This is a genomic window from Bradyrhizobium sp. RD5-C2 (assembly GCF_019972155.1).
Taxonomy (GTDB): Bacteria; Pseudomonadota; Alphaproteobacteria; order Rhizobiales; family Xanthobacteraceae; genus Bradyrhizobium.
Genome location: NZ_BOVL01000005.1, coordinates 454,212 through 466,521 on the forward strand (window position 1 = coordinate 454,212; position 12,310 = coordinate 466,521).

Below are 12,310 nucleotides of genomic sequence, written 5' to 3' on the forward strand. Positions count from 1 at the left end.
GCAGAAAATCAAGCGGCCCTTCCGAGCGGCTTCGCGCGTTCGATGCGCTTCCGCTCGCTCGGCGAGTTCATGGCTTGCCACAGGTCAGTGCGTCGCTGGACGTTCAGCCAGAACTCCGGGCTGTTGCCGAATACGCGGGCAAGAATGAGCGCGGTTGCCGCGGTGACGTTCCGGCGATCATTGCACAATTCATTGACATGCTTGCGCTGAACTCCCATGGCCTCGGCCAAGGCGCCTTGGGTAAGCCCCAACGGCGCCATGAATTCTTCCCTGAGAATCTCGCCCAACGTGGCGGGCTTGCGCTTGGTCGTCAGCATGACCCTTCTCCTGCGTCATCTGTAGCTGTGGTCGTCGAGGTAGACGCCTTGTGCTTCGCCTCGCGCGCCCGACCACCGAAAGACAATGCGCCATTGCTTGTTGACGCGAATGGAATGAAACCCCGCAAGATTGCCTCGGAGTTTCTCAAAGTGATTGCTCGGCGGCACCCGCAGGTCCTGATCAGTCGTGGCATCGTCGAGCATCTGAAGCTTGCGAAACAAACGGTCTTCAAGATCAGACGGGATGTTTCGCGATTTCGCGTCGTCCGTGAAGAAAGCGCGCAACCATTCGTCCCGGAAGCTCAGGATCATCGGACGCTGCCCCTCGATGAACCATTGTACCACACGGTGGTACAAAATCACAACGCCCGCGTTGCGGGCGTTGTGAGGGATTGCCGAGCGGCTTTACTTCGGCTTGCCGTCCTTGTCGAACGACGACACATAGGCCCACAGATTGTTGGCCTCGGTCTCGTTCTTGATGCCGGCGAATGCCATCTTGGTGCCGGGGATCTTGGCCTTCGGGTCCTTGATGTATTCGAGGAACTGATCCTTGTTCCAGGTGATGCCGGAGTTCTTGTTGGCATCGGAATAATTGTAGTCCGGCGCGGTGCCGGAATGGCGGCCGTCGAGGCCGTTGAGCTCGGGTCCGACCTTGTTCTTGGCGCCTTCGCCGATCGCGTGGCAGGCGAGGCATTTGTTGAACGAGGTCTTGCCGGCGGCGGCATCCTGCGCCAGCGCGGAGGATGCGGTGGCCAGCGATGTGACGACCGCCAGCGCGCTCAAAGTCTTTAGGTTCATGGGGTTCTCTTCGTTTCGTCCCGGGGGTAGTGTTTGGTTGTGGCATGTCCGGCTTGGACAGGACAAGCCACGAAACTTTGACAGGTTTCATGACCGTCCGCTTGTCCGAGAGAGAACTCGCCCTTGCGGGACGGGGCAATCCGACCTTCGGTCAGGTGACTGAAACAGGGTGACTGAAACAGGTGCAGACCCGATTGATTTGTCGTAACAAATCGACGAAGCGCAGAGCGCTCCGAGGGAACACCAATGTCCATCATGATGCCGGCGGCCGATCAGTCCGTCCTTGCCCGCCGCGCCGAAATCGTCGCCGCGTTGCGCGCAATCGTTCCGGGCGAGGGCGTGATCGACAGTGCCGCCGAAATGCTGGCCTATGAGTCCGACGGCCTGACCGCCTATCGGCAGCCGCCGATGGTCGTGGTGCTGCCCGATACCACCGAGCAGGTCGCGAAGGTCCTCAAATATTGCCAAGCGCAGGGCGTCAAGGTGGTGCCGCGCGGCTCCGGCACCTCGCTATCCGGCGGCGCGTTGCCGCTCGCCGATGGCGTGCTGCTCGGACTCGGCAAGTTCAAGCGCATTCGCGAGATTGACTTCGATAACCGCGTTGTTGTCACCGAGCCCGGCGTCACCAACCTTGCGATCAGCCAGGCGGTCGCCCATGCCGGCTTCTATTACGCGCCCGATCCGTCGTCGCAGATCGCCTGCTCTATCGGCGGCAATGTCGCGGAGAATTCCGGCGGCGTGCACTGCCTGAAATACGGCATGACCACCAACAACGTGCTGGGCTGCGAGATCGTGCTGATGTCGGGCGAGATCTTGCGCATCGGCGGCAAATCGGCCGAGAATGCCGGCTACGATCTGATGGGGATCATCACCGGCTCGGAGGGGCTGCTCGGCGTCATCACCGAGATCACGGTACGCATCCTGCAGAAGCCCGAGACGGCGCGCGCGCTGATGGTCGGCTTCGCCGAGGTCGAGGCGGCCGGCGAATGCGTGGCTGCCATCATCGGCGCCGGCATCATCCCCGGCGGCATGGAGATGATGGACAAGCCTGCGATCCACGCCGCGGAGGCCTTCGTCCACGCCGGCTATCCGCTCGACGTCGAGGCGCTCCTGATCATCGAGCTCGACGGTCCCCAGGTCGAGGTCGACGAGCTGATCAAGCGGGTCGAGGCGATCGCGCAAGGCTGCGGCTCGACCTCCTGCCAGATCTCGACCTCGGAGGCCGAGCGCAATCTGTTCTGGGCCGGCCGCAAGGCGGCATTCCCGGCGGTCGGTCGGATCTCGCCAGACTATCTCTGCATGGACGGCACCATCCCGCGCGGCGCGTTGCCCAAGGCCTTGGCGCGGATCCGCGAACTCTCGGAGAAATATGGCCTCGGCGTCGCCAATGTGTTCCACGCCGGCGACGGCAATCTGCACCCCCTGATCCTGTACGATGCCAACAAGCCGGGTGAGATCGAGAAGGCGGAAGCGTTCGGCGCCGACATCCTGCGTTGCTGCGTCGAGCTCGGCGGCGTGCTCACCGGCGAGCATGGCGTCGGCATCGAGAAGCGCGACCTGATGCCCGAAATGTTCACCGAGATCGATCTCAACCAGCAGCAGCGGCTGAAATGCGCCTTCGATGCCCAGGGCCTGCTCAACCCCGGCAAGGTGTTTCCCACCCTACATCGCTGCGCCGAACTCGGTCGCGTCCATGTCCACGCCGGCAAGCTGGCCTTCCCGGATATCCCGCGGTTCTAGTATCGTCTCACCAGGCCGCGCGCCGCGCTGGCATCGCCATAGGCGGCGCAGGCCCGTTCGGGGTCAGCTATCAACTCCGCCCGGACTCGCTTGAACGTTTTGCCGGCCGCTTCGGACACCTCGGGACGGAATTTACGCGGATCGTAGTCATTGCCATCGTTAGCCTTGATGGCCGCGTCAAAGGCGCCGATCATGGCCATGGCGGCGTCGGGGCTGCCGAGAAGCGTGGCGCCGAGCTGAACGCCGCCGGCACCATTGGCCTCATAGCCGGTGCATCGTTGTTCGAGCACCGCGGCCGCGGTGGCGAGCTCGTCGAGGAACGTCGCCTCGGCGTCGGTGAGCATTGCGGCGCGCGCCTGCTGGGCCACGATCATCGCGAGCAGCGCGATGGCTGTTGTTTTGATGTTCATGGCGGCGGTTCTCCTGCGGCGGTTGAGCCGCGATCGAAATCACCGGTCGCCGAATGGCGATAACGCCGGCCAGTCCTTTTGGGGCATCAGGGGCCGCGCCGGCTATTGGCCCCAAGGCCAACATGCATCGGCGTCGGCCGCAAGCGGACGTGGGGAAATTGCGAGCGCCTTGCCGATCGATCCAATTTGGCTGATCGCGCTAGCCAACCGATAACCTTAACCGATGCTTGCCGCGGCGGCGTTGGCAAGCCGTCAGGGCTGCCGTTGCGCGTCGCTGCCCTAGTGGCGGCCACCGTTTACACCGCCTTCAACTGTTCCCCGGTATTTTCCCAAGATGCATGTCTTCGGGACCACATCGATGCCCAGCCTGGCTGATCAGCTGGCGCTTTCGCGCAATCGGCCCGCGGGTTTCGACTACATGCGGATCGCGCTGGCGGTATCGATCATCTGCCTGCACAGCCTGAACGTCACGCTCGGGCTCGGCAGGGCACTGGAAATCCTGGGTTCGTTCCGCATCGGCATCGCGATGGTCCTCGCGCTGTTCTTCGCGCTCAGCGGCTTCCTGGTGACGGCGAGCCTGCAGCGGTGCAAGAGCCTGATCTCCTTCCTCGGCCTGCGCGTGCTTCGGATCGGGCCCGCGCTCGCGGTCGAGACGACGCTGTCGGCGGTCATCATCGGCTCGGTGTTCACCGAACTGCCGTTGGCGCAGTACGTCGCCGACCCGAAATTCCACGCCTATTTTCTCAACATGGTCGGCGACATCCATTACGAGCTGCCGGGCGTCTTCCTGCACAATCCGATGCCGGACGTGGTGAATGCCCAGCTCTGGACGGTGCCGTATGAATTGTGGTGCTACGTCATCCTGGCGCTGCTCGCGGTGACCACGATCTGTTTCAGCAGGGTGGCGTACCTTGTGTTCCTGGTGATCGTTCAGGTCGCGCTGGTGAGCTACGACGTCTATCGCTGGGAGGAGGTGCCGATCCAGCTTCGCCCGCATCTTCTGGTGTTCTGCTTCCTTGCCGGTGTCGGCTTCTACCTCTGGCGCGACAAGGTGCCGTTCAACCGCACGGCGTTCCTAGTCGCGCTGTTGCTGTGCGCCGCCGGGATGGCCACGGGTCGCGGCGACGCGCTGGCTCCGGTGCCGGCCGCCTATGCCGCGTGCTATCTCGGCCTGATGAATCCCCGGCGGAGCTGGATCGTATTGTCAGGCGATTACTCCTACGGGCTCTACCTCTATGGTTTCGTCATCCAGCAGTGCGTTGCCGCGTTCGGCCCGCCGGTTCAGCACTGGTATCTCAACATCCTGATCAGCCTGCCACTCGCCTTCGGCGTCGCCGTCGCGTCCTGGCATCTCGTCGAGAAACACGCGCTGGGGCTCCGCGGCCATGTCGAGACGTTCGAGGTCGCGGTGCTGTCGCGGATTTCGATCGTCGGCTTCTGGCGCAAGTCGCCCGAGCAGGCCGAACGAGAGGCTGTCGTCCAGCCAGGGCCAATCAATCCGGTTCGACCGATCGTTCTTTCCGGGCGGTAACCCCTAACCATTACTTGCTGCGAATTCGGTCTCGGATTTCGATCATCGGCTTCTGGCGCAGGTCGCCCGAGCGGGTCGGGTTGCGCGCAAGGTTCGGCAACAGCGGCGCATCGATCTGATCTGCGCGCGGGGAGGGATTGGTATCCTCCCCGCGGCGCCGTCGCTCACAGCAATACGTATTGCGTCCGCTCGCGCTTGGCGAGCAGCGGCAGTGCCTGCTCCGCGATGTAGGTCTTGAAGTAGGCGCTCTCCGCGTGAGCCTTGAACGCCGCTTTGTCCTGGAACAATTCGTAGAACAGGAATTGCGCCGGATTGTCCTTGCCGCGGCCGATCAGGAACAGCTTGGTGCCGGGGTCCTTCTGCGCCTCCGGCAGGAAACCGTCGAGAATTGCCGCGACCTTGTCGGCCTGGCCTTCCTTGGCTTCCCATTGCGCCACGACCAGAAGGCCTGACGTGTTGATCACATCGCTGATGGTTCGAGTGCTCATCGCATAGTGCTTCATTTGCATTCCTCCGTTGCTTTGCTCCGATCGAGCTTGCGATCCGGCCCAGGGTGAGACGCCGGCGATCGTCATGATCGCTGCGAACGAGCCGATGGCCGATCGTCGGGTGAGCATCATCGTCGTGGTCGTGCCTTCCGAACGTTTCATGATCGCCTCCAGATGATTTGCGCCAACCGTCGTGCCGGCCGAACCGCACCGCGACAGATAGGGGATCGTGCCGCGCACTCGGTTAGGCCACGGTCGAAATGTCGATGTCGTGAAAATGGTTCGACATTGGTCGAAGTGTTGCGTCTCCGCGTCCGCAGGATGCGCGATGTGGCCAAAACCTCGATCAGGGTGGCCCGATCGTCGTTTCCGCCACGGTCGGGCGGCAAGCCCCGCTCCCGGGCCATTCCGTCGGCGTTGCGACGGTGGGGTTCGGCGCATTTGATCTCGGAGCCAAATTTCGTTACCGACTAGCGGGTGGAAACGCTGAAAGTCAGAGACGTCCAGGACGTCGAAGAGGTGGTGCGCGCGGCTGTCGCCAGCGAGCAGCCGCTCGAGGTCATTGGTCATGGATCGAAACGCGCCATCGGCCATCCGATGGCGACCAATGCGGTGCTCGACGTCTCGGTGCTGAACGCGGTCAGCTCCTATGAGCCGAACGAGCTGATCATCACCGTGCAGGCCGGCGCGCCGCTCGCCGACGTGCAATCCCTGATCGACGCCAAGAACCAGCAATTCGCCTTCGAGCCGATGGACATGTCGGTGCTGCTCGGCACCGCAGGAGCCGGCACGATCGGCGGCATGATCGGCGCCGGCCTTGCCGGTCCGCGCCGTATCAAGGCCGGCGGCGCGCGGGATCACCTGCTCGGGGCCCATGCGGTGTCCGGGTTCGGCGACGGTTTCAAGACCGGCGGGCGGGTGGTGAAGAACGTCACCGGCTACGATCTCTGCAAGCTGCTCACCGGTTCCTGGGGCACGCTCGCGGTCATGACCGAGGTGACGCTCAAGGTGATGCCGAAGCCGGAAGCCGAGCGCACGCTGGTGCTGCGCGGGCTCGATGACGTCGCCGCCAACAAGGCGATGACGGCAGCGCTCGGTTCGCCCTTCGACGTGTCGGGCGCGGCGCATCTGCCGGGTTCGGCGTTGCGGTCCGGGACCGGCGCACTCGCTGGCCTCGCAGCCTCCGGCCAGCCGGTCACGCTGGTGCGGCTCGAGGGAATTTCGGCGTCGGCGGCCCACCGCGCGGCGTCGCTGAGCCAGGCACTGTCGTCCTATGGAACGGTCGACAGCCTCGCTGACGATGCGTCGGCTTTGATCTGGAGCGCGCTGCGCGACGTGGTGCCGTTCGCGGCGAACGGCGCGCTCGGGGCCTCGCCGGTGTGGCGCATCGTTTGCCCGCCGGCCTCGGGCGGCGCGCTGGGCCAGGCGCTGTCGCGCTTAACCGGCGGCGACGTGATCTACGATTGGGGCGGCGGGCTGATCTGGGCCGCGGTGCCGCAGAGTGCCGACGCGCAGGCCGCGCTGGTCCGCGGCCAGGTCGAGGCAGTCGGCGGGCATGCCACCCTGATCCGCGCCACTGAGGACGTGCGCCGCGCGGTCGACGTGTTCCAGCCGCAGCCGGCCGGGCTCGCCGCGCTCGGCGAACGTATCAGGGCGAGTTTCGATCCGAGGTCGGTCCTCAACCGCGGCCGGATGATTCGAGGCGGGGGCGCATGAAGACCGAGTTTAGCCTGGCGCAGCTTGCCGATCCCGACATCAAGGAAGCCGACCAGATCCTGCGCGCCTGCGTGCATTGCGGCTTCTGCACCGCGACCTGTCCGACCTATGTGCTGCTCGGCGACGAGCTCGATAGTCCGCGCGGCCGCATCTACCTGATCAAGGAGATGCTGGAGAAGGACAAGCCGCCGACGGCGGATGTGGTCAAGCATATCGACCGCTGCCTGTCGTGCCTCGCCTGCATGACCACCTGTCCGTCGGGCGTGAACTACATGCACCTCGTCGACCAGGCCCGGGTCAGGATCGAGCGGGATTACGAACGGCCGCTGACCGAGCGGCTGCTGCGATCGGTGCTTGCCTACGTGCTGCCGCGGCCGGGCCTGTTCCGGATCAGCATGATCCTGGCTGGGCTTGCCCGTCCGTTCACGGCGCTGCTGCCAACGCCGTCGGTCGGTGCGGCGAGCCCGGGCCTGCTGCGGCGGATCAAGGCCATGCTGGCGCTGGCGCCGCGCGGTCTGCCGCCGCCGGGGCCGGCTGCGGGAACCGTATTTGCGGCGACCGGCCGGCGGCGCGGCCGGGTCGCGCTGCTGCAAGGCTGCGCCCAGCAGGTGCTGGCGCCACGCATCAATCAGGCCGCGATCAATGTGCTGACCCGGCACGGCGTCGAGGTGGTGCTGGTCAAGGACGAGCAATGCTGCGGCGCGCTGACCCATCACATGGGACAGGATGCCGACGCGCTGGCGCGCGCTCGCGCCAACATCTCGGTGTGGCAAAGGGAAGCGGACCAGAACGGGCTCGACGCCATTCTGGTGACGACCTCGGGCTGTGGGACAGTTGTCAAGGACTACGGCTACCTGCTGCGCGAGGACAAAACATTCGCCGAGCCGGCCAAGCGAATCTCCGCGCTGGCAAAGGATATCACCGAGTATCTCTCAGCTCTCGAGCTCGCGCCTTCAACGCAGAAGGGCGACATCACCGTTGCCTATCACTCGGCTTGTTCGTTGCAGCATGGACAGAAAATCACTCAACTTCCGAAAGAATTGCTTTCCAAGAATGGATTCGTGGTGAAAGATGTGCCTGAGAGCCATTTGTGTTGCGGTTCGGCGGGGACCTACAACATTCTCCAGCCCGACATTGCGAGCAGATTGCGCGATCGCAAGGTCGCCAATATTGCGCTTGTCAAACCGGACATGATCGCTGCGGGCAATATTGGGTGCATGGTTCAGATTGCCGGCGGTACGTCAGTTCCTGTGGTGCACACGATTGAGCTTCTCGATTGGGCGACAGGAGGTCCCCGGCCAGGATTGAATTGATCGACTGCCATTCGAGCATGATCCGGACCCCAGCCTTGCCCTGACGCAAACTGAAGGACCGGCGCTTCCCTGCCACAGACGCGAAGCGATCGCGCGGCCATCATGCCCGACAAGCGAAGTGGAGGGTGCCTCTCCCCGAGGTGCAGCTGCTGACCGGCAAGCGATCACTTCAATACGCGGTGGACTCAAATCAGCGGCAACAGGAGGACCACGATGGCGAAGTCGAAGAAGGCGAAGAAAAGCAAGAAGGCCAAAAAGGCCAAGAAGGCGGTAGCGGCGAAGAAGAAGTCCGCGAAGAAGTCGGCCAAGAAGACTGCGAAGAAGGCCGCGAAGAAGTCTGCAAAGAAATCGGCGAAGAAGTCCGCCAAGAAGACAGCCAAGAAAGCTGCGAAGAAGGCTGCTCCGAAGAAGGCCGCGCCCAAGAAGGCCGCGAAGCCGGCTGCGAAGAAGGCCGCCAAGAAGAGCGCTCCGAAGAAGGCCGCCGCGCCGAAGCCGGTCGCCCCGGTCGCAGCACCCTCGGCGCCCGAGCCTGCGCCGCAGCCGGCCCAGAGCTGGGCCACGCCGAGCCACGAGCCCGCGCCGAGTTGGGGCACGTCCGACAGCGAGCACCACTAGCCGAACCTTCTATCGGTTCACCTGATCGAAGCCGCAGCGGACGCCGCTGCGGCTTTTTCCGTATCGGCAGCCCGTAGTTTTGCGGAAGCGCGATTCGCAATGGCGCCTCCCGCAGCGCGTAAAACCGTTGCGCGATTCCGGGTTGGGCGTGTCGTTCAACCGGAACGAGAGCCTCAGCCTTGTGGTGCAAATGCAACACCCGTCAACCAACGTATGGCGAGACTGCCAGAACGCCTAAAAAGTCGGCAGATGCATGTCTTTTCGCCTTCTCCAAAATGGGGGTGCGTTTCAGATTGAGCACACGCGATTGAGTTGCAGTCCGTTATCGCGCGCCCTGGGGGGCCACCGGAGCTGGGCTGTCTGGAAAAGTAGATGGGGATCGTCATGAAGAAACTGGCTTTGTTAGCAACGGCGCTAGCAATGATTTCGAGCTCGGCAATGGCAGCTGACATGGCGGTGAAGGCCGTCAAGGCGCCGCCGCCGGCTCCCTTCGATCCCTGGGACATCGCCTTCGGTGCAGGTATCGTCAGTGACTACGTGTTCCGCGGCGTCACCCAGTCGAACCACAATCCGTCGGTCACCGCCTATTTCGAGCCGCGCTACAACGTCAACAAGGACCTGCAGCTCTACATCGGCACCTCGACCGAAAGCATCTCCTTCGCCAACCGCGCCGCGGCTGAAGTCGACGTCTACGGCGGTATCCGCCCGACCTTCGGCGCCTTCGCCTTCGACATCGGTGTCTGGGGTTACCTGTATCCGGGTGGAACCTGCTACTTCGGCGCGCCGTTCGACACCGCCGGCAAGGCGGTCGGCGCCGAGTGCGCCCTCAACTTCCTGCCGAACGGCAACGTCATGAAGAAGGACGTCTCGTTCTTCGAAGTCTACGGCAAGGCGACCTGGACCATCAACGACAACTGGGCGTTCACCATCAACGAGTACTACTCGCCCAACTTCCTCAACACCGGCGCCTGGGGCAACTACTCCTCGATCATCGGCAAGTACACCGCGCCGAGCACCGTGTTCGGCACCAGCGGCGTCGGCATGTACGTGTCGGGTGAGTTCGGCCGGCAGTGGCTCGGCACCTCCGACAGCTTCTACGGCGTTCCGGCATTCCCGAACGGCATCAAGTATGCCGACTACAACACCTGGAACATCGGCATCGGCTTTACCTACAAGGTGTTCACGCTCGATCTGCGCTACTCCGACACCGACCTGTCGAAGGGCAATTGCAGCGCCTTCACCAGCGACTATACCGCGGGCGGCACCAACAACGTGACCCCGATCAATCCGCTCGGCACGGGCTCCAACTGGTGCGGCGCGGCCGGTATCGCCAAGCTCTCGGTCGACCTGACCGCGATGTCCAACCTGAAGTAACTTCCTCACCCGAGGATCACGGGGGGCGGCAGAGCAATCTGCCGCTCCTTTTGTTTTGCGGGCGCGGGTGATGACGAGACTGAAGCGGCAGACTGGCTGCACCTCCCCCGCAAGCGGGAGAGGGAGCCGACTGCCTTGCGGGCCGGCTGTTCGCGTTCGCAGCTGAGTTAGCTCGCCTACGACGCGGCGGCCTTGACCTTGTCGCGCAAGGTGAAGCGATCGCCGTCGCGGACCAGCGACACGTTGCGCTGGTGGAAGGCGTCGAGCGTCGCGCGGTGACCGATCGAGACCACCGTGGTGCCGGGCAGCTTCTCGGCGATCAGTCTGTACAGCGCGGCCTCCGACGGCTCGTCGAGCGAGGCTGTCGCCTCGTCCAGGAACAGGAATTGTGGCGCATGCAGCAGCGCGCGGGCGATCCCGAGCCGCTGTTGCTCGCCGAGCGACAGCATCCGGTTCCAGTGCGCCTCTTCCTCGAGTCGCGCCGCGAGCTGCGGCAGTCCGACCGCGGCGAGGACGTCGCGGACCCGTCCCGCATCGTAGCTCGCAGCCTGGCCCGGATAGACCACCGCATCATGCAGCGAGCCGATCGGCAGATAGGGACGTTGCGGCAGCATCATCAGGCTGGCGTTGGCGGGGACCTGGACTGCGCCGCGGCCGAACGGCCAGATGCCGGCCATCGCGCGGAACAGCGTGGACTTGCCGGCGCCGGAGGGACCGGTGACAAGGGTGCGTTCATTGTCGCGAAGGCTGAAGCCGTCAGCCGCGAGCAGCGGCTTGCCGTCCGGCAGCGTGACCAGGAGATCGTCGAGATCGATCGTGTCGCCGGCTGTGGGCTTGACGTGGATGATGTCCTGCCGCTGCGCGAGTGCATCGCCACCGCGGATCGATTTCTCGAAGCCGTCAAGACGTGCGACCACCGCCTGCCATTCAGCCAGCGTCCGGTAGGCCGAGATGAAGAAGGACAGCGAATCCTGCACGCTGCTGAAGGCGGACGCGGTCTGCATCATGCCGCCGAGCTGAATCTTGTTGGCGAAATAGGCCGGTGCGATCAGCACGTAGGGGAAGATCACGGCGGCTTGCGAATAGGCCGAGGTGAACGCGGTCAGCTTCTTGGTTCGTTGCATGATGTCGAGCCAGTTTCCGACCACGAAACCGAAGCGATCGAGCAATCGCGTGCGCTCGGCCGGCTCACCGTGCAGCAGTGCGATCTGCTCGGCGTTCTCGCGGGTCCGCACCAGGTTGAAGCGGAAATCGGCTTCGAACCTTTGCTGACGGAAGTTGAGGTCGACCAGCGGCCTGCCGATCAAATGGGTCAGGACCGTTCCGAGGATCGCGTAGACCAGCGCGCCCAGCACCAGGTAGCCCGGAATCGCGAGGTCCTTGCCGAACAAATGCAGCGGCGCCTGATTGGAAAGGCCCCACAGGATGAACACGAAGGAAGCAAGCGTCACCACGGCGCTCAGCAATCCGATCCCGAGCGCCAGGGTCTGTTCGACGAAGCGCTGGGTGTCGTCGGCGATACGCTGGTCCGGGTTATCGGCCGCGTCGCCGAGCAACTGCATGCGGTAGTGGTTGGCATCGTGCAGCCAGCCGCCGAGATAACGCGTGGTCATCCAGCGCCGCCAGCGGATCTGCAGCCATTGATTGAGATAGAGCTGGTAGACTTTCAGGCCGATCCAGAACGTTGCGAGCACGCAGAAATAGCCGATCTGATAGGTGAAGACCGCCTGATCACGCTCCTGCAGCGCGTTGTAGAAAACGTTGTTCCAGCGGTTGAACAGCACGGTCAGAAAGACGGCGGCGAGCTCGAGTATCACCACCGCGGCCAACAGCCCGCGGCCTGCCCATTTGTCGTCGGAATTGAAGTAGGGCGAGGCGATGCGCCACACCGTTGCGAGCGTCGAGCGAATGTTGTTCACAGATTATCGTCTCCGGGGAAGCGGCCGCAACGGCCTGAAGAATCGGGACAATCGCAGTACACCTCGACTAAAGTCGTAGGCCTGGCATG

General features: G+C 63.8%; 12 protein-coding genes. 6 read left to right on the plus strand and 6 right to left on the minus strand.

Features of this window, described 5'->3' with window-relative positions; translation table 11 throughout:
- Positions 1-8: 8 nt before the first annotated feature.
- The 3 genes from BraRD5C2_RS04390 to cycA all read right to left on the minus strand — a co-directional run bounded on the left by BraRD5C2_RS04390 (position 9) and on the right by cycA (position 1,115).
- Entirely contained in the window at positions 9-317 is a 309-nt protein-coding gene (locus BraRD5C2_RS04390) for a HigA family addiction module antitoxin (protein ID WP_176529221.1), read from the minus strand.
- Positions 318-332: 15 nt separating this feature from the next.
- Positions 333-629 carry a type II toxin-antitoxin system RelE/ParE family toxin gene (locus BraRD5C2_RS04395; RefSeq protein WP_223967105.1) on the minus strand — a complete coding sequence of 99 codons (297 nt, stop codon included), beginning with the start codon at positions 627-629 and terminating at the stop codon, positions 333-335.
- Positions 630-722: 93 nt separating this feature from the next.
- Positions 723-1,115: a cytochrome c-550 CycA gene (gene cycA / locus BraRD5C2_RS04400; protein ID WP_223967106.1), complete on the minus strand. Its 393-nt coding sequence runs from the start codon at positions 1,113-1,115 to the stop codon at positions 723-725.
- A 246-nt stretch (positions 1,116-1,361) separates the two neighbouring features.
- Between cycA and BraRD5C2_RS04405 the strand changes: the two genes are divergently transcribed.
- Positions 1,362-2,855 carry an FAD-linked oxidase C-terminal domain-containing protein gene (locus BraRD5C2_RS04405; RefSeq protein ID WP_223967108.1) on the plus strand — a complete coding sequence of 498 codons (1,494 nt, stop codon included), beginning with the start codon at positions 1,362-1,364 and terminating at the stop codon, positions 2,853-2,855.
- Here BraRD5C2_RS04405 and BraRD5C2_RS04410 read toward each other — a convergent pair.
- Positions 2,852-3,265, minus strand: a complete 414-nt coding sequence (locus tag BraRD5C2_RS04410; protein ID WP_223967110.1) for a hypothetical protein — start codon at positions 3,263-3,265, stop codon at positions 2,852-2,854. The genes BraRD5C2_RS04405 and BraRD5C2_RS04410 overlap by 4 nt on opposite strands.
- Positions 3,266-3,623: 358 nt before the next feature.
- Here BraRD5C2_RS04410 and BraRD5C2_RS04415 point away from each other — a divergent pair, with 358 nt between their 5' ends.
- Positions 3,624-4,796, plus strand: a complete 1,173-nt coding sequence (locus BraRD5C2_RS04415; protein WP_223967111.1) for an acyltransferase family protein — start codon at positions 3,624-3,626, stop codon at positions 4,794-4,796.
- Positions 4,797-4,960: 164 nt separating this feature from the next.
- Here BraRD5C2_RS04415 and BraRD5C2_RS04420 read toward each other — a convergent pair whose 3' ends face one another.
- On the minus strand, positions 4,961-5,446 hold the full coding sequence (locus tag BraRD5C2_RS04420) for a putative quinol monooxygenase (RefSeq protein ID WP_223967112.1): 486 nt from the start codon (positions 5,444-5,446) through the stop codon (positions 4,961-4,963).
- A 315-nt stretch (positions 5,447-5,761) separates the two neighbouring features.
- Here BraRD5C2_RS04420 and BraRD5C2_RS04425 point away from each other — a divergent pair, with 315 nt between their 5' ends.
- From BraRD5C2_RS04425 to BraRD5C2_RS04440, 4 genes are all read left to right on the plus strand, one after another.
- Entirely contained in the window at positions 5,762-7,000 is a 1,239-nt protein-coding gene (locus tag BraRD5C2_RS04425) for an FAD-binding protein (protein WP_223967113.1), read from the plus strand.
- The gene (glcF, locus tag BraRD5C2_RS04430) at positions 6,997-8,313 is read left to right on the plus strand and encodes a glycolate oxidase subunit GlcF (protein ID WP_223967114.1); all 1,317 of its coding nucleotides are present in this window, start codon (positions 6,997-6,999) and stop codon (positions 8,311-8,313) included. Before BraRD5C2_RS04425 ends, glcF begins: the two co-directional genes overlap by 4 nt.
- Positions 8,314-8,526: 213 nt before the next feature.
- Complete coding sequence (locus BraRD5C2_RS04435; protein WP_223967115.1) at positions 8,527-8,928, plus strand: histone; 402 nt, start codon at positions 8,527-8,529, stop codon at positions 8,926-8,928.
- Positions 8,929-9,312: 384 nt separating this feature from the next.
- Positions 9,313-10,302 carry a TorF family putative porin gene (locus BraRD5C2_RS04440; RefSeq protein WP_223967116.1) on the plus strand — a complete coding sequence of 330 codons (990 nt, stop codon included), beginning with the start codon at positions 9,313-9,315 and terminating at the stop codon, positions 10,300-10,302.
- A 176-nt stretch (positions 10,303-10,478) separates the two neighbouring features.
- On the opposite strand, the gene BraRD5C2_RS04445 is transcribed toward BraRD5C2_RS04440, so the two are convergent.
- On the minus strand, positions 10,479-12,221 hold the full coding sequence (locus BraRD5C2_RS04445; RefSeq protein ID WP_223967118.1) for an ABC transporter ATP-binding protein/permease: 1,743 nt from the start codon (positions 12,219-12,221) through the stop codon (positions 10,479-10,481).
- Positions 12,222-12,310: the final 89 nt, after the last annotated feature.